We start from the raw sequence: 22,196 nt of genomic DNA, 5'->3' as shown, positions 1-22,196 counted from the left end.
GCAAAATAATAATATAATGATGTATGAAATTGGAATTTTTAATCAGTTTGACAGTTGTATAAACATATTATAAACTTGACGGCGTTAAGTAGAAAAAAAAGTAATTTTAAATTGAGGAGTAACATTTATATGAAAGAATGGCAAAAGGAAACTGTCTATCAAATTTATCCCCGCAGTTTTCAAGACTCTAATGGTGACGGAATCGGTGATATCAATGGTATCATTTCGCGCCTAGATTACTTGCAAGAATTGGGAATCGGTTTGATCTGGTTGACACCAATGTATCGTTCACCAGGAAATGACAATGGTTATGATATTGCCGATTATTACCAAATTGATCCAGTATTTGGAACCATGGATGACTTTGAAAATCTATTGAAGGAAGCACACAAGCGTGATATCAAGATCATTATGGACATGGTATTGAATCATACTTCAAATGAGAATCATTGGTTCAAGGAAGCTTTGAAGTCTAAAGATAATCCTTACCATAATTTTTATATTTGGCGCGATCCCGTTGATGGTCATGAGCCAAATAACTGGGTTTCTAAATTCAGTGGCAGTGCTTGGAAATATGTACCAGAATTAGATCAGTATTATTTGCATCTCTATGATGTGACAATGCCTGATTTGAACTGGCGTAATGAAGCCTTACGTCAAAAAATCTTTGAAATGTTGAAGTTTTGGGCCGAAAAGGGTATCGATGGTTTTCGCCTGGATGTTATCAATAATATTTCTAAAGACAAAAACTTGCCCAATGACACATTTGCGACGCCTTTGGATGATGGTCGGAATTTCTATACTAATGGACCTCATGTTCACGAATATATTCATGAAATGTACGAGAAAGTGTTTGGACCCAATAAGTTTATAACAGTTGGAGAACTTTCTTCGACTCCCATTTCTGAAGCGGTCAAGTATACCAATCCCAATCGTCAAGAGTTGTCGATGGCGTTCACTTTCCATCATGTTAAAGTCGATTACACCGGGGGCAATAAATGGACTCTGGGTCACTATAATTTGACTGACTTAACTAGGATCTTGAGCGACTGGCAAGTGAAGATGAATTCCCAAGGCGGTTGGAATGCTCTATTTTGGAACAACCATGATCAGCCACGAGCAATTTCTCGTTTTACTGACGATGACAAGTATCGTGATCAATCAGCAAAGTTGTTAGCGATGGTCGAATTTGGATTGCAAGGTACACCGTATATTTATCAAGGCGATGAGATCGGCATGAAGAATGCTTACTTTACTGATATTAGTCAATATAAAGATCACGAATCGATCAATGCCTATAACGAAATGATCAGTAATGGCGTTGATAAAAAATTGGCGATCAAGATCTTGCAACAAAAGTCGCGTGAGAATTCTCGATTACCAATGCAATGGGATTCAAGCAAATATTATGGCTTTACCACTGGAGAACCTTGGTTAAAGCCACTGTATCATGATGACTACTCTGTCGAAAAAGTTCTGAAAATGAAAAATAATATTTTTAATTTTTATCGTGCTTTGATTTTCTTGCGAAAAAATAAGGTATTATTAACAGAAGGGTCATATCGATTACTGAATGCCCAAGACAATAGCGTTTATAGTTATGAAAGATATGATGATAAGAGTAAAATTATTGTTATGGCTAACTTTACTGATCAAGAGCAAAGAAGGCCTCTCTTGGACGGTTTCAATTTATTGTTGGGAAATTATGAGGGAATTGAAATTGACAATGGAGAAGTGATTTTACGGCCTTATGAAGCAGTCATGTTGGAGAAAAAAACAGCACTTGTGGGGAGTGTTTAACTAGCAGAGGGTAACTTTATTAAACGTAGTACCAATTGAGGAGACATTATGCCAAAGAATTTATATTCAGATATTTATCATATTTTAAAAGGAGAGATCGACAGCAATGTCTATCCTCCAAAGACGATTTTACCTGGTGAGGAAGATTTGTCACAACGGTTCAGTGTTACACGGAACACAATTCGCCGTGCCCTAAAAAAATTGCAAGCTGATGGCTTAGTATACACAGTTAAGGGACGTGGAGTCGTAGTCTTGGAACCAATCGTTGATAATCGGGTAATCTTTTCTGCCGCTAATCATTTTGGCTTTCAAGATCTCATGAGTTTTCCTCAGAATAAATTCATCAAGAAATTGACGACGAAGGTTTTAGAATTTAAAGAAGTTGAAATTGATGATAAGCTGTCCAAACACACATCATTTACCGTCGGAGATACAGCTTTTTACGTTGAACGTTTGAGAATGGTCAATGGCAAAGCAATGGCGATCGATACGAGTTACTTTAGAAAAGAGAGTATGCCCAACCTTTCGATTATTGATGTTGAAGGATCTGTTTATCAATATATTCGTGATGAAGACCTCTTTAAAATTGCGGCCGCACGTTCAATCGCTTCGGTGGAGACAGCAACTAAGAAGGAATTCGATAACTTGGATCTTGAAGATGCCAATTGTGTCGGCGTCTTAAAAAAATATGTTTACAGCGACCTAGGTAATTTATTTGAATGTACTGAGACAAAATATATTCCTAACCACTATTCACTAGTTGGTTTTGAATCGTATTAAAGTGTAAAAGAGCTCTGATCCCGTTGACGGAAACAGAGCTCTTTTTCATAGTCTTGGCTTTAGAATTTAATGATCTGGTTGAAGATAAAATTATCAGGAATAAAGTGAGATTCAGTATATTCGAATTGCTTACCATCATCGTTAAAAGCAAAACTAACCATATTGCCAATACAATTGTTAATGCCAAGATTGAGATTTTCATAATCGACTTGGTTTGCGTGTTCGATCCTCAATTGGCGTTTGACCACGGCAATTTTCATGTGTAAAACATTTTTAATGTAATCGTAGATTGATTCTTTAGCAATCTCCGGAGTAATATTCGGAACAACTTGTGCATTGAAATAGTTAATATCGAGGACGGCATTTTTGTTATTGATTCGACGAACTCGCTTGATTGCATAGACGGGAAGGCCGACTGCAAAGGAAGTTTTGTGGCTGAGGTCCTCATCGACGATAACTTGTTTGAAATCGGCTATGATCGTTGCGCGATGGACATCTTCAGCATTATTCAAGGCATGGATACTGTCAATTTCTCTAAGACTCAGATTGATCTCGTTGGCATGAGAAGTCTGTTCAAGTACCACGACACCTTTACCTTTAACAGAATAAACTAAACCTTCATCGGAAAGTTGTTTGATGGCCTTGTGGATGGAATAGCGACTAACATGAAATTCTTCAATGAGTGAATCTTCGGTAGGCAGGCGCATCCTGATATTATATTTTCCATTGATAACTCTTGATTTAAGTGTTTGATAAATATCTTTGTTAGTAGTTTCAGTCATAAGTAACGCTCCAATGTAATTGTTAATACTATTTAATAGTATATTATATTGAAAATGATTTAAACCTGATTTACTTAAAAATGGAATAAAATTATAAAAAGATATTCCAAAGTTGTTATAGAACTGACTGGACTGTTAAAAATTAAATCATTTTTTGCCTAATCAGTTGTTGCTGGACATACTTTGCAACTAACTTACCTCCTGCAGTAGAGAAGTGAACGTGATCGCCACAATCGAATTCAGGTTTTAAGCGATTGTCATGACTAGTCAGACTATCCAAATCAATCGCGTGGGGCATTGTTAAAATCTCTTGATTGATAGCTTTTCTGAGAGCTTCTTTTGTTGGACTCCAAGCTTGAACGTCTGCATTGATATTACCTTGTGCGGGAGTGATCGTCATAGGGATAAACTTGATGTTTTGTTGTCGGCATTTTTCTTTTAAGAGTTTAATAGCTGTAATCACAGCGGACTTACTAGGTAATTCATTCATGGGTGTACCAGTGCCAGGATGCAATAAGTCGTTGATTCCTTCCATAAAGATAACGATATGGGGTTGATAATCGATCAACATATGGTCAAATCGGGTTAATCCCGCTTCGCCAAAGCTTGTTGACCATTGTGAAGTACTGTGGCCCGGATGAAGGAGACGGTTGCCGGAGATGCCATAGTTAGCAGTCATAATTTGAAAGTCTTTCTCCAAGTTATAAGCTAATGGGGCGGAAAAGTTACCCTGGTTAGTTAGAGAATCACCAAAAAATGCAATGCGCCGATAGCTCTGATTAGTCTGGACTTGTAATCCACAGATACCAAAGAAATATTTCGCTACTGTCGGATCAGTTTCGCTTGTCTTAAGCAGTTGATTTGAGATAGTTGATCCAATGGTATGAACCGTTTGATTAGGTGAATCCAATTCGATTGATAAATATGCATCGCCAAGCAGATTGAAATTGATCCAGTCAGACCAATCAGTGATTCGAGGCTCAATCGAAAAATCGCTTTGACCATCCTTAGTGATGACTGTTTGGGGCTGATCTTTAGAATAAATAGTCAGCTTGGAAATATGTAATGGTTTTTCATCGTATAAGGTGCAAAATTGTAAACGAAGTTTGTGAGAAGCCAGCGGTTGAAAAATTGCTAGAGACTGATGACCGGATTGGTTTATCTTGTCAATATTTTGATAATTTGAAAAATTATGTTTCCAAGTAGTTGTTGCAATCATTATCGACCCTTCTTTTTACAGGTGTTTGAATTACTTTAATGATAGCATGTTTAAACATTTTAAACTGACAATTAGTTATATTTTTGTATTTTTTTTGCAAAAAAATACTCATAAAATCCTCGAACGGGAATTCTATGAGTTATTACTTAAAATTGAATTTGACTAGTTAGTCTTTGTTGGTGCAGCATTCAAGGTCCAAGTTACGACAGCATTCATATTTCTTGAAGATGGTTTAGTAGTACTATTGTTACCGTCTTTAGGAATATGTAAACTAGCTGTATCGGGGGTATTGAATTTAGCACTAATAAGTCCGCCGTTATATTCACCAGGTTGTAGATTAATAACGTTTTCTGCAGCCTGATCACTGCTAAGAGATACCTTTTGGGTATATAGTTCCGTAGCATTGTTCGAAACATTATTGTTGTCATCGTCCAATAATGCAATTTTATTTAGATCCAAAATTGCAATAAGTGAGCTTGTATCTGTATCACTTTGGGTGGGATGCAACACACTAAGTGAAGCTGAGAGTGAGAATCCAGGCGCAGTTTCAGAATAATTACGTGAATCGATTACTTCTAATAAGCCACTGTCATTACCATCACGACCGGCAGTAGCAGTGGAATTATTAGTCCCATCATCAACAACAAAATCAGATGAATCAACGGTGTTATTAACTAGTTTTTTAGTATCACCGATTACCATTTTTCCAAAATTAAAGTCAGGGACCGCTTCTAATGTTAAGACCCCTGAGACTACGTTTACTGTAACTTGGGAAGTTGCTTGCGCTTTGCCCGTACTATCGACGGTAGCAGTGGTTGTATCATCAGTAGGAGTAGCAGCTGCAGATGTAGAACTGGCGGCAGTATCGGATGCTGTTATTGCCGAGTATGTTATCGGCATACTTGAAGTTGTAGAAGCAGCTTGGGCTGTAACGGTGGGTGCGAGGGACAAACTAAGGCTAGTCAAAAAAAGCAAACTTGCAATACTTTTGAACAGTTTCATTAGTCGCCCTCCTAACTTGATTTTTGAAAGTCTTTTTGAGCTTTCCCTATGCTTAAATTCTAGCAAAATATCAAGATTAATTTGTATCGTTATTGATAAATGTTTTTTATCTAAAATGGAATAAAGCACTGATGTAGGCGTTCACTATTGATTTTATTTTTTTTTTTTGGAAAAACTTATTATTTGCAAGTAATCAATTTATTTGCTATTGTACCGTTCTATTGTTAAGTTTGTGATGACGATAAAAAAACTAGCGAAGACTTTCTACTATATAAAGTATAAAAAGGAGTCTAGTTAATAAATGGCACGTAAAGCAAAAATTGAACGTGAAAAGCGGCTACAGGAAACAGTTGCACGTTATGCTTCAATTCGACAGGAATTGAAAGCCAAACATGATTACAAGGGGCTAAGCGAATTACCTCGGGATGCTTCACCAGTAAGATTACATTCACGTGATTGGAGTGATGGACGTCCCCACGCTTATTTGAGAAAATTTGGGATGTCCCGTTTGAACTTTCGTAAGTTAGCTCACGAAGGAAAGATCCCTGGTGTTAGAAAAGCCAGTTGGTAAAACCAAATTTACATAAATTTGAATAGTATCATATCACTTTTAATGAGAGCGGGGCAAAATTCGTTTAGTTTCCGGGCATTAATAGTAAAAAGAGCGGCAACTCAATTTTGAGTTGCCGCTCTTTTTATCAGGAAAATCTCCACCTTACAAAACTGTCACATGAGACTAACACTTTGGTAATTATGGGATTCAATTATTTACTTTTATATACAGTCGCTTGATAATAAAACACGTTAATAAAGTGTGAAAACTAGTCGTGAAAATATTTGAATAGAATGAAAACAGTTACAATGCGTATATTTTGAAAAGGAGCTAGTGTTTCTTATATAATAAACGTGTTTAAACATGCTACCAGTTTTTCAACTGAATAAGTTGGCGAAATTGTAAAAAAAAATTTACAAAATATGCCAATTACGACTATCACTTTTTTATTATAATGTTTATATGGGAAGTATATACAGGCGTTGATATAGTTTCCACTTAGGCAAACTCTTTCGTGAGGTGTTGATTTATGAAAAATGACTTTATCAATTTTTTGAAGAAGCCAGTGACAATGTTCATTATTAAAACAGTGGTATTTTTCGCTATTTTCATAGTGCTTCTATATATCTACGGTTATAACGGCGTTGGAAGTGCCAAATTTATTTATAACGAATTCTAGCAGGACGAAAGGAAAAAGTTTATGAATACAATTATTGAAAAAATCACCACCGCTGCATTACAAGCACCAGAAAAAATTTGCTATCGAAATGGTGATGAGACGCATACTTATCAAGAACTTTTGCAAAAGTCTGATCGTGTCGCAAGTTTCTTGCAAGATAAGTTTTTACCTGCTCAGAGTCCAATTATTATTTTCGGTGGACAACAATTTGAAATGTTAGTAATGTTTTTAGGTGCTATCAAGGCTGGACATGCTTATATTCCAGTTGATGATGGCTCAGATCCTTCGAGAATTATTCAAATCGATTCAGTTGCTAACCCAGCTCTGATCCTCAATTGGAGTGATATTAGTGATTTTGGAGTCGATACACCTCAAGTTTCTAAAGATGAATTAACAACAGTTTTTGCCTCAGAGAACAATATTTATGATGACAGCCGTAGCGTCGGGCCTGATGATAACTTCTATATTATCTTTACCTCAGGTACTACTGGTACGCCAAAGGGTGTCCAAATTAGTACTAATAATATCTTAGATTTCTCACAATGGGCCCAAGAGGAATTTGACTACAACTCAGAGATGAGTATGTTGTTGCAAGCACCATTTTCATTTGACTTGTCAGTCTTTGATATTTATCCAGGCTTGATGAGTGGCGTAACACTTAACGTTGTCGACAAAGATACAACTAAGAATTTCGGTTTGTTACAAGAGGCAATCGTTAATTCTGACTTCAATACTTGGGTATCTACACCATCATTCTTTGAAATGTGTCTTTTGTTTAGTGGCTTTGATGCCGAACATATGCCTCAGTTGAATAAATTCATCTTCTGTGGAGAAGAATTAACCCATGCTACGGCCAAAAAACTATTAAAGAAATTCCCTGATGCGAAGCTCTACAATACTTATGGCCCAACTGAAAATACTGTGGCAATCACCTCAATTCAAATCGATCAAGCAGCGTTAGAAAAGTTTGACCGTTTACCAATCGGTTATTTGAAGTCAAATATGGATTATCGTATCAATGGTGCTGTGGATGAGAAGACCGGCCGTTTGACTGGTGAATTGCTTGTCAGTGGTCCGGATGTTTCTAAGGGTTATTTGAACAATCCTACTCAAACTGAAAAAGCCTTCGAAGAAATTGACGGTAAAATTTTCTATCATACAGGTGACATGATCAGTGCTGCTGATGATGGATTGTTATTCTATCATGGTAGAACTGACTTCCAAATCAAGATGCATGGTTACCGAATCGAACTTGAAGAAGTCGACTCAATGCTTGGTAATTTGGAACAAGTTAAACAATCATGTACAGTTCCGCTATATAACAACAAGAATCAAGTCAGCAAGATGATTGCTTGTATCGTTCTTGAAGATCAATTTGAAGATGACGACGAAAACGACTTAAGTTCTGATATTAAAGATTCACTAAAAGAAACCACAATGGAATATATGATTCCTAATGTGTTGAAGTTTGTAAAGCAACTACCAATCAGTAAAAACGGCAAGATCGATAGAAAGACTTTGATAGGCGAAATTAATGGGTAATTTTACAAATATCACGCCTTACAGCAGTCCCCACTATTTTATCTACTTAATGTTGCTTTTACTGCCCATAATCATCGGATTGTGGTTTGGTAAACGTTTCAGAATTTATGACTTCTTCGCAACGGTCGTTATTTTAGCCACAGCATTTTTCGGTGGCAATATGAAGCAAGGTATTTCATTACTGTGCTACGTTTTATTCGAAATAATCCTTGTTTCCATCTATCTGTCATATCGGAAAAAACATAACGATTTCTGGATCTTTACTCTGTTCGTTGTCTTGGCAATCGTGCCTTTGGTCTTCGTCAAACTGGACCCATTGCTAAATAATCAAACTATTTCTTTGTTTGGATTCATGGGTATCAGTTATTTAACCTTTAAATCGGTTGAAGTTATTATGGAAATTCGTGATGGTTCGATCAAAAAAATTACCCCATACGAATTTGGCCGATTCTTACTATTCTTCCCAACTATTACTTCTGGACCTATCGACCGTTTCAGACGTTTTCAAAAAGATGTCGATAAGGTTCCTAGTCGGGACGAGTATGTTGAGCTGATGAGAAATGGTGTTAACTATTTAATGAAAGGCTTGCTTTACAAGTTCATCATCGGATACTTCTTTGGAACATTATTGCTTCCTCGAGTTCAACTCTTAGCATTGTCGTACAAAGATTCTGCTCCACTGGGATTATCTTGGTGGGTATTAGCGTACATGTACGTATACAGTATGTATTTATTCTTTGATTTTGCTGGTTATTCATTATTTGCCGTTTCAATCAGTAATTTCATGGGTATCAAGACACCAATGAACTTTAATGCGCCTTTCAAGTCCAAGAATATTAAAGATTTCTGGAATAGATGGCACATGACACTTTCATTCTGGTTCCGTGATTTCATTTATATGCGTTTGATGTTTACGATCATTAAACACAAGTGGATCAAAAATAAAGTTACTATCGCTAATCTTGGTTATGTGACCTTATTCTTGATCATGGGATTTTGGCACGGTGAGACTTGGTATTACATTGTTTATGGTATTTTCCATGCATGCGCAATGATTATAAATGATGCATGGCTCAGATATAAAAAGAAACATCGCGACAGTATTCCAAGCAACAAGTTTACGCAAGCATTTGCGATATTCTTGACGTTTAATATCGTATGTTTCAGTTTCCTGATCTTTTCAGGATTTTTCGACAAATTATGGTTTAGTTAGGAGAGTTTATTATGGATGAAATTAAAACAAAGGTAATTGATATTTTAAAGGATGTAACAGGTTTGGACGACGCTGGTCAAGATGCTGATCAAGATCTATTTAAAGATGGTGTGCTTGATTCAATGGCAACTGTAGAAGTTTTGGTTAACTTACAAGATGAATTTGGTATTACGGTACCAGTTTCAGAATTTGATCGTTCACAATGGTCAACAGTTAACAAAATTGCTCAACAAGTACAAGAATTGGAATAGATTATGAAAAAAAAGTTATGGATGATTTTTGGACCTGTTATAGTTGCCGCAGTGGCTTTAATGCTGCTTCTCTGGACTCCAATCAACTTTAAGACCTTAACACCACAAAAAGTTAGACAAGCTGCTACTTCATTGGATGTTAGAGTTCTTAAAGGTGAGAGCGTGAAGAACGCCGCTGAGAAAGAGAATTACATTCCTATCATTGGTTCATCGGAACTTTCTAGAATGGATCCGTTCCATCCATCTTCCATGGCGCAAAAATATCATTGGAAGAACAAGCCATTTTTACTTGGTAATCCAGGTACGGCTTCGCTCACTCAAGCAATGAATGTTGGTGGAATGGAAAACCTCAAGGGAAATAAAGCTGTTTTTATTATTTCGCCCCAGTGGTTTACCAAAACCGGTGTCCCAGCCGATGCTTTTAAGTACTTCTTATCGCCCTTGCAATTGACAGGATTTATTTTGAATTCTGATCATGGTGATAAGGCCATGAATAAGTATGTTGCCAATCGAATCCTTGATTTGGGTGTCGATAAAGGACCCATTGAGGATGAGGCTTTAGAAAGAATTGCTGCTGGTAAGCAAATTACTTCGTTTGAACGCTTTTATATTCAAAGATTTGCCCGCTCTAGCTTAAAGAGCCAAGATGATCTGTTTGGTTCTATCTCGATGAATGATCATGAAGATGTCATCAGCGATGCAGCTAGCAAATTGCCTGACAAGTATAATTATAAAAAATTGAATAAATTAGCTATCAAGATGGCTAAAGAACATTCAAATGATAATGCCTATCAGATTGGTAATAAGTTCTATGACAAGCAATTGAGAAAACGAATGGAAACTTATCGCAATGCTCATCGACACGTAACTTATACTCATTCGCCTGAATACAATGACTTCCAAGCTTTACTTTATATGTTTGCTCAAAATAAGACCGAAGTATTGTTTGTGATTCAACCAATTAACCCATATTGGGTCAAGTATACAGGGATGCCAATGAGCACAATCACTAATTTTGACACCAAGATCAAGTATCAATTGAGATCTCAAGGATTCAATAATATTGTTGATTTATCCGAACTTAAAAATCCCAACTATATCGCCGAAGATACGATTCATATGGGCTGGCGTGGTTGGTTATTGTTAGATCGTCATTTGAAAGATTATTACAAAGATAAGAAGGCTAATCCCAAGAATACCCAATATAAGATGGACAGCTACTTCTTAACTGACAAGTGGGCTAATAATACAGACTTTTCAAATAACAAATAAAAAGTTAAAAGAAAAAGTTCAGCTTTCTAGTTTTGCTAAATAAGGAGAGCATAACAAAACACTTTTAGCTTTCAGTATTAAGTAAATAGAGCGGTAACTCGATTTTTGAGTTGCCGCTCTATTTGGGTTAAGCGAAAGAAGCTGTTTTTTACGCAAGATTAAAGTTAAAAATGGTTATGCCTACTGCCAGCCTTTTTTAATATTTATATGTAATTCGATACATTATAATTATATTTACAATTACTATTTAATGCCTTATTATTATTTTATTAGAATATTGCTGTGATATTTTTTTATAGATATTTGTGAATAAATTAACATGTGAGGAGTAAGCTGATGGATCAAAAACAGATGAGTAAAGAAATCCTTTTAAGAATGGTCAAGGCTTTTACTGAAAATGAAGTTGCACCATATGACATGGAGATCGATCATACCCGTTCTTATGTCAATAATCTTTTGGATAAAATTAAACAAGCTGATTTTCTCAGCACGATGTTGCCAGAAGAGTACGGTGGAGCTGGATTTGATGGTGAGACCACTGCGGCCATGATCAATGAAATTGCTCGTGGGAATGCCAGCTTAGGTGTAACTTTAGAAGGTCATTTCAAGTTGATCGATCAAATCGTTAAGTATGGAAATCAAGCTCTAAAAGATGAATATTTGCCACAAGCTAAGTCGAGAATCATTGGCTTTTCAATGACTGAACCAAGTGGTGGTTCAAATCCGTTGGGGATAACCTCACATGCTGAAAAACATGGCGACAAGTGGATCATTAATGGTGATAAAATTATGATCACTAATGGTGGATTAGCTGAGATCTATTGCGTTTTAGTTAAAACTGCACCAACAGAGTTGTCATTTTTCGTTGTGGACAAGGACATGCCAGGATTTGAATATGGTAAGCAAGAAAACTTCTTAGGTCTTACTGGTGTGCCAGTTGGCGAAATTGTGATGAATAATATTGAAGTTGATGAGAACCATCTTTTAGGCAAAGTTGGAATGGGAAAAGAAATCGGCGACAGTGCTCATAATGATGCTCGAATCTTAATGGGGGCCGTTTTGACCGGTATCATGGAACATGAGCTGAACATTGTGACTGACTACGCCACGCATCGTAAGGCCATTGATACACCGATTATTCAAATGCAAGGTATTCAGCGTAAAGTGGCTGATATTGCTATTGCTAAAGAGACAACGAAATTACTCTACCAAAAGGCAGCTTGGTTAAAAGATCATGGCCAAGACTATGAAGAAGAGGCTGCAATGGCCAAGGCTTATGGTAGTCGTAGTGCAGTCAAGTCAGGCGATGATGCCTTACAAGTTTTAGGCGGCTATGGATACAGTTTAGATTATCCAGTGGAACACTTGATCAGAGACGCTCGGGCAATGGAATTAGCTGAAGGAACTGTCGAAAAGATGCGGACAGCCATTGCTTTGATTGAAGCAAAGAATCGGGCCTAGGAGGTTATTATGAAAATAGTTGTTTGTATTAAACAAGTGCCAGAAACTACCAATGTAAAGATTAATGAAAAAACTAAGAATATCGATCGTCGCGGCTTAGGCGGTGTAATCAATCCCTATGACTTACACGCAGTCAAGACGGCACTCGATTTAAAAAAGAGTGTCGGCGGCGAAGTGATCACAATGACCATGGGTCCAAATGATTTTGCGGTCTCTTTACGTGAAACTTTAGCTCTAGGTGCAGATAGTTCAATCTTACTGTCAGATAGAGCTTTTGCTGGGGCCGATACTTTAGCCACTGGTTACGTTTTAGCTCAAGCAATCGAAAAGATTGGCGACGTAGATGTAGTCTTATTAGGACAACAATCAGTCGATGCTGATACAGGTCAGGTAGGTCCAATTATGGCAGAATTATTAAGTATGCCTCAAGTGACTTACGCTAATAAAGTCGAGGCTAATAACGATAAATTAGTGATCGACCGAAACTTGGATACCGTGGCTCAAAGAATTACCGCTCAGTTGCCAGTGCTGTTAACAGTAACAGATTCGATCAATCAGCCAGAATATACCAATGTGGTAGAGATCGCCAAGAGTTTCAACAAACCTTTGACGACCTGGCATGCAGCTGACTTGAATCTTGAAGAAAAACGTGTTGGACAAGCAGGGTCACCAACAATCGTCCGTTCAATCTCTTCACCAGAAAAGAAGACAAAGGTGGGTCACAAATTGTCCAATGACCCAGTTGAGGCGGCTCGTGAGTTAGTTGACGCCTTGAGAAAACAAAATATTTTGACGGAGGAAGATTAAGATGGCAGTGATCAAAGAGAATTGGGTGTTTGCTGAAACAGAATTAGACAAAGTCAATCCAGTTACTTACCAACTAATAACTAAAATGAAACAGATCAGTCATGATCCACTCGTCGTGATCTTGATCGAAAAAACTTCGGCAAATTTGGAACAAGCCATTACTGAATATGGTCCCGACAAGATCCTAGTGATAAAAGATGACGATTTAGTTGCCGGCGATGATTTGGAGTTAACTAATGCCTTGGATAATTTGATCAAGAAGCTGGGCACACCTAATACCTTGGTATTTCCAGCTACTGTTTTTGGCAGGTCGGTTGCCCCCAGATTACAAGCTCGACTAAGAACTGGTCTAACAGCTGATTGTTTGGACTTAAAATTTGAAGGCAATCTCTTAGTTCAAACGAAGCCTTCATATGGTGATAACATCATGTGTGAGATTACGATTCCTAATCATCAACCGAAGATGGTCACGGCCCGTCCTAATGTTTTCGCAGCAGAAAAAGTTGCCAATCCTCAGACTGAGATTGAAGAAATCAAGGACTTGGACTGGGAAAAAGATACTCAATTGACGGTTGTAAGTGAAAACTTGCCAAAAGAAACTAGTGACGATGTTTCCCAAGCCAATAGGGTTGTTGCTTTAGGTCGAGGTGATAAGACTGAATCTGGAATTGAAATGGCCGAAAGTCTTGCCCAAAAACTTCATGCTACGATTGGAGTAACTCGTCCGTTAACTGATTTGGATAAATATACGGTTAAAGAACAAATTGGTCAGAGTGGTCAAACTATTGCCCCTGACTTGTTGATTAATTTGGGTATCTCTGGTGCGGTACAATATACTGCCGGAATCAGTAATGCTAAGGTAGTGGTTTCAGCTAATACTGATGCCAATGCCCAAATATTTAAGTCTTCAGATTATTACTTTGTCGGCAATGCTTATGAATTTTCAAAAGCACTCGAAGCAATTCTTTAGACAAATAACGTCTCGAAAACAAATGCCTCTTGATTCTAAAAACTAGAATCAGGGGGCATTTTAAGTTGATTTTAGTAATTTAAATAAGATTTTTTTATTTTAATTTATCATCATGGCAAATAAAACTCGCAAAGTAAGATGAAGCATGGGATAGCGCGTTAAATTTTTACATCAAATTTAGGTCGTTTTTGTCCATAAAAATGCTTACAGCAAAACTGATAATTTGCATAAGAAAATTATATTTGTTAGGGTTATATAGTTCGCTGTTATTTGCATTGCTTAAATAATAGCTTTTTTATTTACAATTAATGCATATTTCATTTAAAGAAAGTGCATTTTTTTCAATTCCAAGAATGGGGGATTTAATGAGTACTCAAAAAAGTACAAAAGTAGAAGTCAACAATTTAACGAAAATCTTTGGTAAACATATTGCCAAAGCTAAAGAGTTAAGCCGTCAAGGAAAAGATAAAGCAGAAATACTGAAGGAGACGGGTGCCACTTTAGGTGTCGACCGAGCTGATTTCAAAATCTATGATGGAGAAATCTTTGTCATCATGGGTCTGTCCGGTAGTGGTAAGTCAACTTTAGTCCGAATGATCAACCGTTTGATCGAACCTACTGAAGGTGAGGTTTTGATCGACGGTGAGAACCTAATGAAGATCGACAAAAAAGAACTTCGTGAAGTTCGCCGAAAGAAAATGAGTATGGTGTTCCAAAACTTTGGCCTCTTGCCTAATCGAACTGTTTTGGAAAATACTGAATATGGCTTGGAAATTCAAGGTGTCGATAAAGCGACTCGCGAAAAGAAAGCTAAAGAAGCACTAGAAACAGTTGGTATCACAGGCTATAACGACGAGTATCCTGATCAATTATCAGGTGGGATGCAACAACGAGTTGGATTAGCTCGAGCCTTAGCCAATGATCCTGAAATTCTCTTAATGGATGAAGCTTTCTCAGCTTTGGATCCATTGAACCGAACTGATATGCAAGATCAGTTATTGGATATCCAAGAAAGATTACATAAGACCATTATCTTCATCAGTCATGATTTGAACGAAGCCTTGAAAATTGGTGATCGAATCATGATCATGAAGGATGCCAGAGTAATTCAAACTGGAACTCCAGAAGATATTTTGACTCATCCAGCTGATGAGTATGTTGAAGAATTTATTGAAAATGTTGACCGTAGTAAGGTCCTTACCGCCGGTAATGTTATGATTCGTCCAACAGTTGTCAACATTGAAAAAGCTGGTCCAAGACTAGCCTTGAAGTTGATGAAAGACAATGAAGTTTCAACCGCCTATGTCATTGATTCACGTCGTAATTTACTTGGTATCGTCGATGCGAATGATGTGATCAAATTGGCTCGCGAAAAGAATGGTGATTTAACTTCAATTGTTCAAACGAAAGTACCAACAACGTCAGAAGATACGCCTATTTCAGACTTAATGGATGATATTTCACAAACCGGTATCCCATTTGCCGTTATCAACGATAAGAAACAATTGATGGGAATCATTGTGCGTGGTGCCGTCTTAGGTGCTTTAGCCGGAAATGAGGTGAGCGATTTTGAATAGTCTCTTCTTAAATAGTATTCCACAAATACCACTTGCTAATTGGATCGACAAATTCGTTGATTGGTTAGTTCAATTTACTGGCTTTTTCAATGCCATTACTAATTTTATTGGTTCGATCAACAGTGCCTTTCAATGGGTCTTTGATTTGATTCCAATTTGGTTATTTATCGTAATTGTATTAGCTCTCACATATTATGTGAACCGGGATCAACAAAACTGGGGACTCTTGATTTTTGAATTCCTAGGTTTGTTATTGATTTGGAACTTAGACTTTTGGCGTGATATGACCCAGACCTTAACGCTAGTTCTAACTTCCAGTTTGATTGCCTTAGTTATCGGAATACCACTTGGTATTTTAATGGCTAAGAGTCACACTGCTGAAGTTATTTTGAAACCGATCCTTGATTTCATGCAGACTATGCCGGCCTTTGTTTACTTGATTCCAGCAGTTGCTCTGTTTGGTATCGGGATGGTGCCAGGTATCGTCGCTTCAGTTATCTTTGCGATGCCACCAACAGTTAGAATGACGAATATGGGTATCCGTGAGGTACCGGATGAATTGATTGAAGCCGCTGATTCATTTGGTTCTACTGAATGGCAAAAATTATTTAAAGTTGAATTGCCAATTGCTAAAACTAGTTTAATGGCTGGTGTCAACCAAAGTATGATGCTATCACTTTCAATGGTTGTTATTGCTTCAATGATCGGTGCTATGGGCTTAGGAACGAAAGTTTACTTTGCCGTAGGTCGAAACGACGCTGGTAATGGTTTTGCCGCAGGTTTAGCGATCGTTATTTTAGCTATTATCTTGGACCGATTGACTCAATCACTAACTAGAACACGCAGAAAACATTAGGAGGGATTATTTGAAGAAACAAAAGTTTATTAAACTTTTCTTATTAGCTCTACTGATTATCCCAATTATTTCTGCTTGCAGCTCCCAAACTGCTCCTTACAATAGTAAAGAAAAATTGGGTTCACAGATTAACTATACGATCACTGGGATCGATGCTGGTGCCGGTATCATGTCCTCGACGCAAAAAGCTCTGAAATCATACGGACTTGATAAAGACAATTGGCAACTTCAAACGAGTTCGACTGCCGCAATGACGAGTACCTTAGACAAGGCAATCAAGGATAAACGTCCCATCGTTGTCACAGGTTGGCAACCACATTGGATGTTCACTAAGTATCCAATCAAGTTTTTGAAAGATCCCAAGAACGTCTATGGTAAAGCCGAACATATCGATACGGTAGTTCGTCTAGGTTTGAAGAAAGATAAACCAGAAGCTTACACGATTTTGGACCGATTCCATTGGAAACCAGCTCAGATGTCTCAAGTGATGTTGAAGGTCAATAATGGTATGGACCCACAAAAGGACGCTAAACAATGGATTAAGGACAATCCCAAGTTAGTTAAGCAATGGACTAAGGGTGTCAAAAAAGTACATGGTCAATCATTGAAAATGACTTATGTTGCTTGGGACTCTGAAATAGCTTCAACCAACGTGGTGGCACAAGTTCTACGTGATCAAGGTTATAAGGTCACGATTCAAGCTATGGAAATTCAGCCAGTGTGGGCCTCAATTGCCACCGGTGCTGCCGATGCTCAAGTCAGTGCTTGGCTGCCTAAGACTTCAGGACTCTTTTATAAAGACTATAAAGGCAAGTTCGAAGATTTAGGTCCTAATTTGGAAGGTGCCAAAGTGGGACTAGCAGTGCCCAAGTATATGACTAACATTAATTCCATCGAAGATCTAAAAAATAAGTAAAAAACTCAAAAATCGGAAGAAATTTCGGTTTTTTTTATTGCAATAAAAATAATCATCGCTTTTTGGAATATTACGCCATTGGGGCAATTCATATAATATATAGAAAAATATTTATTCACCTGACGAATCGTCAGAAAACCCGTTCAAACAATGACAGCGTATAAACTAGGGTATATAATTATATTTGATTGATTTATAAATTTTTTATATAGGAGCAACGACGTGGATATACAAACTTTTATTGATAAAAGAAAAGAGTTGGGTATCTCTCAAAAAGAGCTAAGCGATGGTATTTGCACCCAAGCCACTTTGAGTAAGTTTGAAAATAATGGCAAGATACCCTCATTAAAAATTTTGATTCAATTGTGTAATCGATTGAACCTAACTTTGGATAGCATTATTGGTGTAAAAGATGGTAAGAATCAAGCTGTCATCAAGCAGATGAATAAGGCCGAATTCAATTTAATTATTCAAGAGTATGAAGACGCTTGGAATATTATCAAAGCTATCAATATTGACGATTTTGAAGACGACAAAGATGCCTTGATGCAATATTACTATCTCAAAGGCTATTTAAATGTTTTAGATAATGGCGATTTATTTGATGCCGTCTTTGATTTCAACCGAATTCTGTCAGAATTGGACATTCATGGAGAAACTATCTTTACTTTCCTAGGTTTTGTGGGGATGGGAATGGTCTATGCTAAACAAGGCGACGATACGAAGAGTGAATATTATTTCAGTAAGGTCTTTAATAATATTTATACGATGACGATCGATGACTCCTCAAAGATTTGGCGTTATATCAACATTATTTTCTATTGTGCGATTTATTATTCTGAACGCAGTGATTTGGAGACAGCCAATACTCTGTTGAATTATGGTGTCAAAGTTTGTTCAGAGAATCATGTTACATATTATATTGCGAGAATTTATGCTCAGCTAGCAATGAATGAAAACCGTGTTAATGGCAACAATCAGCGAGTCCAAGATTTGATGAACAAAGCTTTAGTCTTTTCTGAGTTCAATCAGAATAAAAAGGAAATCGACTTAATCAACCATTGGGTTGCGAGTAACGCTGTCAAATAACCGACAACCACAGAATGTATAAGAACAACGAAACGACCTACTAATTTTTAAGAAATTGGTGGGCCGTTTTTAGGTGAATGTTTAGTCTTTTTACCTGATATGATATATTGTTTAGAAAGATATTGAGGGAGTAAATTATGGAAATAAAGCGTAAGCAAGTCATCAGATACAGCCTATTAGTTATTGCACTGCTGGTTTTATTGATTTATCCAGGCCAAGTTTACAATATTTTTTTACGACTGCTAGGAATTGTTATGCCCTTGATCTTAGGAGGTGTCTTAGCTTATGCACTCAATATTTTAGTCGTAATACTGGAGAAACATTTATTCCCTCATACAAAAATAAAGTGGCTACAGCATAGTCGTCGAGGAATTGTTATTTTAATCACTCTTGTGATAGTAATTTTAATCATGACGGGCGTCTTTCGGTTGGTATTACCACAATTTGTCAGTGCCTTGACCGACTTCTTCAAATCGATTCCCAGCTTGATTACTGATATTTCTGATTTAGCTAAAAAGTTGAATAATAATTCGGCCATCCCCGATCAACTTAAATCCGTCGATATCAATTGGACGACGATCCAAAGTAAAGTTATGAAATTTTTGACTTCTGGAGTCAGTGGACTGTTTGGGTCAACCTTCAAAATCGTTACCAGTTTAGCCAAAGGAATCTTTAATTTTATTTTAGCCATCACTTTTGCAATATATATCTTAGCGACGAAAGAAAAGTTGGTTCAGCAAGTTAATAAAGCTGGCCAAGCTTTTATCAAAGAGAAATATCTTCAAAAAATCAAATACTTTATTGATATTACGAACAAGATGTTCAGTAGTTTTATCGTTGGACAAGTCACTGAAGCGATTATCTTAGGAACGTTGTGTGCTTTGGGAATGTTATTGTTCAAGTTTCCGTACGCTTTGCCAATCGGAGCTTTCGTTGGCGTCACCTCATTGGTACCAATTTTTGGAGCTTGGGCTGGTGGCGCTGTGGGATTCTTGTTGATAGTCGTTGATTCACCATTAGATGCAATTTTATTCGTAATTTTTATAGTTGTTCTACAACAGTTAGAGAGCAATTTAATCTATCCCAGAGTCGTGGGTACTTCGATCGGTCTACCGGGAATTTGGGTACTAGCTTCAATCACTATTGGCGGCGGTCTTGGTGGGATTGTCGGAATGCTATTAGGTGTACCAATTGCGGCCACAATTTATCAATTAGTTAAGAATGAAGCTGATCGGCGTTTAGCCAAAGATGCTGGGTTATAATTGATGAAATTGTTCAAGGAGAGATGAATGTGTGGAATAATTATTTTGGATTTGTCATAACTTTCGTACTTATTTTTACACTAGTCCCATATCTGACCTCAATGTTAACTTCTTGGTTAGGTCATCTGTCAAAAGTGACTTTAGTTGATAATTTAGGTAGCAATAGTCAATTAGTTGTTGGTGGTTTAGGTGTAATCATTCACGAATTAGGTCATATGATCTTTGCCTATTTATTTGGACATCAAGTCACGAAGGTGCAGTTGTTGAATTTGAACTACCAACGATCAGGCTCATTAGGTTCAGTCGATCATCGCTGGAATGATCGAAATGTTTATCAAATGTTGGGTAATTTTTTTATTGGTTTAGCACCGTATTACATGTGTTCGATCGCATTATACTTGTTACAAAAGTTTTTGTTGAAAGCTCGATTCAGTATCAGTTCATTGACGCAAAGTTTGAATATCAACTATAATTTGTCTCCGAGCATTATCTTTGATTCAGTTCTCGACAATCTCAAGTCGAGTTTTTCCAATGCTTCTATAGGCATGATCGTGCTGTATATTGTCTTGACGATCATGATTGCCAGCACCGGTTATGACTTGAGTAAGAATGATTTCATGACTGTTAACAAGGGAATATTGCCTTGGGTGGTAACTTTGATCGTTTTAGGGTCGATTTTGTACCTCTTCAATATTCGCACCCCAATTATAAGTGGTTCAGTATATTTCATTGCCTTTTCCATTTTGTTTATGATTCATGCCATCATCAGTATTTTGTTCTCAATTGTGATTATCAAGATCTTGAGTTTTTTCAATTAGAAAATTTTAAAAGGGTCATTCAATTCATTTATCGAATTGAATGACCCTTTTGTTAGATGTTTTGATAATTCTTAGCTTTCAAATTGGAGATAGTTAACATGACCAATAAGCTAATGATATAAAGCGTTGAGATGAATACCATCACGTTCATGATATTGTAGTGGTCTAAGATATAGCCGATAGCTAAACTAGAGAAACCACCGATACAACGACCTACATTCATGATGACATTATTAGCCGTAGCCCGAACTTCCGTTGGATAGAGTCGGCTGACGATGGCTCCATAACCGGCGAACATTCCGTTAGAAAAATAACCGACGATTGCTCCGACAACGATCAATGACCAGACGTTGCTAGGCAGTGTTAAGACATAGACCCCGATGGCAGAAGCAGTTAAGAAGATTCCAAAGGCTAAACGAGGTCCTAAATTATCGAGGATCCAACCGAAAGTTAGCATACCGGCACACATACCTAGAATCGTAGCAATCATCCAAGTTGAAGCCCCGACTGTTAGGTTAAGTTGTTTTTGCATAATAGTTGGCAGCCAGTTCATTAAACCGAAGTATCCGGCAATTTGGACGATGGCCATGACCATCAAAGCGACTGTTTGGTAAGCCATCTTTGGTGTGGCGAAAAGTTGTTTGATATTACCTTTTGTTTTCTTGGAGGAATTAGTAAATGAATTACTTTCACGAAGATGTCTTCTGATGAAGAATGTGATGATAACTGGGATAACTCCGAATAAGAAGAGTGCATGCCAGCCTAAAGTTGGTAAAATCAAGGCAGCTAAGAGTGAAGCAAAGATGGCACCGATTTGTCCAGCAACACCAACCCATGAAGAAACACGGCCTAGTTTTTCCTTGGAGAAGCTTTCAGCTAGAACGGTCATGCCGATGCCATACTCACCACCAGCACCAATACCTGCAATGAAGCGACAGAGGTAAATCATAGTCAGATTATTGGCAAAGTACATTGCAGCTGTCGCAAAAGCGAAGATAAAGATGGTGTGGCTGAAAGTTTTGATCCGACCAATTTTATCAGCTAAAATTCCAAAAAAAATACCACCTAATAACATACCAATATTTGTGATGGTCGAGATGAGTCCCGCCTGTGTTCCACTCAAATGCATCTGGGAGATTATGGATGAAAGTGCAAACGATAAGAACATCACGTCCATATTTTCCAATCCAAATCCTGAAGCTGTGGAAGCAACCACTTTAGCCTGGTAGCTATCTAGCTGGTTCGATTTTGTTACTATTTTCATTTCTATTCCCTCCAAAATGGACGCTCACTGACGTCGTTTAATTTTGCTTGAATGTATAATAGCACAAGATTTTTGACCTAACA

At 37.3% G+C, this 22,196-nt stretch carries 21 protein-coding genes; 17 read left to right on the top strand and 4 right to left on the bottom strand.

Annotated features, from left to right (window positions below; genetic code table 11):
* Positions 1 to 129: 129 nt before the first annotated feature.
* Together ACYT32_RS00325 and ACYT32_RS00320 are read left to right on the top strand one after the other, a co-directional pair.
* Positions 130 to 1,800 (top strand): alpha,alpha-phosphotrehalase, encoded by a 1,671-nt coding sequence (locus ACYT32_RS00325; RefSeq protein ID WP_395263947.1) that lies wholly within the window; start codon positions 130 to 132, stop codon positions 1,798 to 1,800.
* A 48-nt stretch (positions 1,801 to 1,848) separates the two neighbouring features.
* A complete protein-coding gene (locus ACYT32_RS00320) occupies positions 1,849 to 2,580 on the top strand; it encodes a GntR family transcriptional regulator (RefSeq protein ID WP_395263946.1) in 732 nt (243 codons plus the stop codon).
* A 59-nt stretch (positions 2,581 to 2,639) separates the two neighbouring features.
* On the opposite strand, the gene ACYT32_RS00315 is transcribed toward ACYT32_RS00320, so the two are convergent.
* From ACYT32_RS00315 to ACYT32_RS00305, 3 genes are all read right to left on the bottom strand, one after another.
* Positions 2,640 to 3,362 carry a GntR family transcriptional regulator gene (locus ACYT32_RS00315; RefSeq protein ID WP_395263945.1) on the bottom strand — a complete coding sequence of 241 codons (723 nt, stop codon included), beginning with the start codon at positions 3,360 to 3,362 and terminating at the stop codon, positions 2,640 to 2,642.
* Between the two features lie 142 nt (positions 3,363 to 3,504).
* Positions 3,505 to 4,581, bottom strand: coding sequence for a GDSL-type esterase/lipase family protein (locus tag ACYT32_RS00310; protein ID WP_395263944.1), 1,077 nt, complete (start codon positions 4,579 to 4,581; stop codon positions 3,505 to 3,507).
* 162 nt (positions 4,582 to 4,743) lie between these two features.
* The gene (locus tag ACYT32_RS00305; protein WP_395263943.1) at positions 4,744 to 5,583 is read right to left on the bottom strand and encodes a hypothetical protein; all 840 of its coding nucleotides are present in this window, start codon (positions 5,581 to 5,583) and stop codon (positions 4,744 to 4,746) included.
* Between the two features lie 301 nt (positions 5,584 to 5,884).
* Between ACYT32_RS00305 and rpsN the strand changes: the two genes are divergently transcribed.
* The 15 genes from rpsN to ACYT32_RS00230 all read left to right on the top strand — a co-directional run bounded on the left by rpsN (position 5,885) and on the right by ACYT32_RS00230 (position 20,849).
* Complete coding sequence (gene rpsN, locus ACYT32_RS00300; protein WP_395263942.1) at positions 5,885 to 6,154, top strand: 30S ribosomal protein S14; 270 nt, start codon at positions 5,885 to 5,887, stop codon at positions 6,152 to 6,154.
* Between the two features lie 511 nt (positions 6,155 to 6,665).
* Entirely contained in the window at positions 6,666 to 6,815 is a 150-nt protein-coding gene (locus ACYT32_RS00295) for a teichoic acid D-Ala incorporation-associated protein DltX (protein ID WP_395263941.1), read from the top strand.
* A gap of 21 nt (positions 6,816 to 6,836) precedes the next feature.
* The gene (dltA, locus tag ACYT32_RS00290) at positions 6,837 to 8,357 is read left to right on the top strand and encodes a D-alanine--poly(phosphoribitol) ligase subunit DltA (RefSeq protein ID WP_395263940.1); all 1,521 of its coding nucleotides are present in this window, start codon (positions 6,837 to 6,839) and stop codon (positions 8,355 to 8,357) included.
* Complete coding sequence (gene dltB / locus ACYT32_RS00285) at positions 8,350 to 9,570, top strand: D-alanyl-lipoteichoic acid biosynthesis protein DltB (protein WP_395263939.1); 1,221 nt, start codon at positions 8,350 to 8,352, stop codon at positions 9,568 to 9,570. The genes dltA and dltB overlap by 8 nt, the downstream gene beginning before the upstream one ends.
* An 11-nt stretch (positions 9,571 to 9,581) precedes the next feature.
* Positions 9,582 to 9,821 carry a D-alanine--poly(phosphoribitol) ligase subunit DltC gene (gene dltC / locus ACYT32_RS00280; RefSeq protein ID WP_395263938.1) on the top strand — a complete coding sequence of 80 codons (240 nt, stop codon included), beginning with the start codon at positions 9,582 to 9,584 and terminating at the stop codon, positions 9,819 to 9,821.
* Between the two features lie 3 nt (positions 9,822 to 9,824).
* On the top strand, positions 9,825 to 11,093 hold the full coding sequence (gene dltD, locus ACYT32_RS00275) for a D-alanyl-lipoteichoic acid biosynthesis protein DltD (protein ID WP_395263937.1): 1,269 nt from the start codon (positions 9,825 to 9,827) through the stop codon (positions 11,091 to 11,093).
* Positions 11,094 to 11,429: 336 nt separating this feature from the next.
* Positions 11,430 to 12,554 carry an acyl-CoA dehydrogenase family protein gene (locus ACYT32_RS00270; RefSeq protein WP_395263936.1) on the top strand — a complete coding sequence of 375 codons (1,125 nt, stop codon included), beginning with the start codon at positions 11,430 to 11,432 and terminating at the stop codon, positions 12,552 to 12,554.
* 9 nt (positions 12,555 to 12,563) lie between these two features.
* On the top strand, positions 12,564 to 13,361 hold the full coding sequence (locus ACYT32_RS00265) for an electron transfer flavoprotein subunit beta/FixA family protein (RefSeq protein ID WP_395263935.1): 798 nt from the start codon (positions 12,564 to 12,566) through the stop codon (positions 13,359 to 13,361).
* A gap of 1 nt (position 13,362) precedes the next feature.
* Positions 13,363 to 14,331: an electron transfer flavoprotein subunit alpha/FixB family protein gene (locus tag ACYT32_RS00260; protein ID WP_395263934.1), complete on the top strand. Its 969-nt coding sequence runs from the start codon at positions 13,363 to 13,365 to the stop codon at positions 14,329 to 14,331.
* Between the two features lie 365 nt (positions 14,332 to 14,696).
* Entirely contained in the window at positions 14,697 to 15,908 is a 1,212-nt protein-coding gene (locus tag ACYT32_RS00255) for a quaternary amine ABC transporter ATP-binding protein (protein WP_395263933.1), read from the top strand.
* Positions 15,901 to 16,764: an ABC transporter permease gene (locus ACYT32_RS00250; RefSeq protein ID WP_395263932.1), complete on the top strand. Its 864-nt coding sequence runs from the start codon at positions 15,901 to 15,903 to the stop codon at positions 16,762 to 16,764. The genes ACYT32_RS00255 and ACYT32_RS00250 overlap by 8 nt, the downstream gene beginning before the upstream one ends.
* Positions 16,765 to 16,774: 10 nt before the next feature.
* Entirely contained in the window at positions 16,775 to 17,680 is a 906-nt protein-coding gene (locus ACYT32_RS00245; protein ID WP_395263930.1) for a glycine betaine ABC transporter substrate-binding protein, read from the top strand.
* A 222-nt stretch (positions 17,681 to 17,902) separates the two neighbouring features.
* Entirely contained in the window at positions 17,903 to 18,769 is an 867-nt protein-coding gene (locus ACYT32_RS00240) for a helix-turn-helix domain-containing protein (RefSeq protein WP_395263929.1), read from the top strand.
* 137 nt (positions 18,770 to 18,906) lie between these two features.
* Entirely contained in the window at positions 18,907 to 20,031 is a 1,125-nt protein-coding gene (locus ACYT32_RS00235; RefSeq protein WP_395263928.1) for an AI-2E family transporter, read from the top strand.
* Between the two features lie 29 nt (positions 20,032 to 20,060).
* Positions 20,061 to 20,849, top strand: coding sequence for a hypothetical protein (locus tag ACYT32_RS00230; protein ID WP_395263927.1), 789 nt, complete (start codon positions 20,061 to 20,063; stop codon positions 20,847 to 20,849).
* A 52-nt stretch (positions 20,850 to 20,901) separates the two neighbouring features.
* Here ACYT32_RS00230 and ACYT32_RS00225 read toward each other — a convergent pair whose 3' ends face one another.
* On the bottom strand, positions 20,902 to 22,113 hold the full coding sequence (locus tag ACYT32_RS00225; RefSeq protein ID WP_395263926.1) for an MFS transporter: 1,212 nt from the start codon (positions 22,111 to 22,113) through the stop codon (positions 20,902 to 20,904).
* Between the last annotated feature and the right edge of the window lie 83 nt (positions 22,114 to 22,196).

This window comes from Companilactobacillus sp. FL22-3, assembly GCF_054881455.1.
The sequence above is the reverse complement of the archived record's forward strand: the minus strand, read 5'-3'. Positions and strand labels throughout refer to the sequence as shown.

Excerpts from the sequence above, each read along its gene's own strand:
- ACYT32_RS00325 (WP_395263947.1), top strand. The coding sequence starts at position 130 with ATGAAAGAATGGCAAAAGGAAACTGTCTATCAAATTTATCCCCGCAGT.
- ACYT32_RS00320 (WP_395263946.1), top strand. The coding sequence starts at position 1,849 with ATGCCAAAGAATTTATATTCAGATATTTATCATATTTTAAAAGGAGAG.
- ACYT32_RS00315 (WP_395263945.1), bottom strand. The coding sequence starts at position 3,362 with ATGACTGAAACTACTAACAAAGATATTTATCAAACACTTAAATCAAGA.
- ACYT32_RS00310 (WP_395263944.1), bottom strand. The coding sequence starts at position 4,581 with ATGATTGCAACAACTACTTGGAAACATAATTTTTCAAATTATCAAAAT.
- ACYT32_RS00305 (WP_395263943.1), bottom strand. The coding sequence starts at position 5,583 with ATGAAACTGTTCAAAAGTATTGCAAGTTTGCTTTTTTTGACTAGCCTT.
- rpsN (WP_395263942.1), top strand. The coding sequence starts at position 5,885 with ATGGCACGTAAAGCAAAAATTGAACGTGAAAAGCGGCTACAGGAAACA.
- ACYT32_RS00295 (WP_395263941.1), top strand. The coding sequence starts at position 6,666 with ATGAAAAATGACTTTATCAATTTTTTGAAGAAGCCAGTGACAATGTTC.
- dltA (WP_395263940.1), top strand. The coding sequence starts at position 6,837 with ATGAATACAATTATTGAAAAAATCACCACCGCTGCATTACAAGCACCA.
- dltB (WP_395263939.1), top strand. The coding sequence starts at position 8,350 with ATGGGTAATTTTACAAATATCACGCCTTACAGCAGTCCCCACTATTTT.
- dltC (WP_395263938.1), top strand. The coding sequence starts at position 9,582 with ATGGATGAAATTAAAACAAAGGTAATTGATATTTTAAAGGATGTAACA.
- dltD (WP_395263937.1), top strand. The coding sequence starts at position 9,825 with ATGAAAAAAAAGTTATGGATGATTTTTGGACCTGTTATAGTTGCCGCA.
- ACYT32_RS00270 (WP_395263936.1), top strand. The coding sequence starts at position 11,430 with ATGGATCAAAAACAGATGAGTAAAGAAATCCTTTTAAGAATGGTCAAG.
- ACYT32_RS00265 (WP_395263935.1), top strand. The coding sequence starts at position 12,564 with ATGAAAATAGTTGTTTGTATTAAACAAGTGCCAGAAACTACCAATGTA.
- ACYT32_RS00260 (WP_395263934.1), top strand. The coding sequence starts at position 13,363 with ATGGCAGTGATCAAAGAGAATTGGGTGTTTGCTGAAACAGAATTAGAC.
- ACYT32_RS00255 (WP_395263933.1), top strand. The coding sequence starts at position 14,697 with ATGAGTACTCAAAAAAGTACAAAAGTAGAAGTCAACAATTTAACGAAA.
- ACYT32_RS00235 (WP_395263928.1), top strand. The coding sequence starts at position 18,907 with ATGGAAATAAAGCGTAAGCAAGTCATCAGATACAGCCTATTAGTTATT.
- ACYT32_RS00225 (WP_395263926.1), bottom strand. The coding sequence starts at position 22,113 with ATGAAAATAGTAACAAAATCGAACCAGCTAGATAGCTACCAGGCTAAA.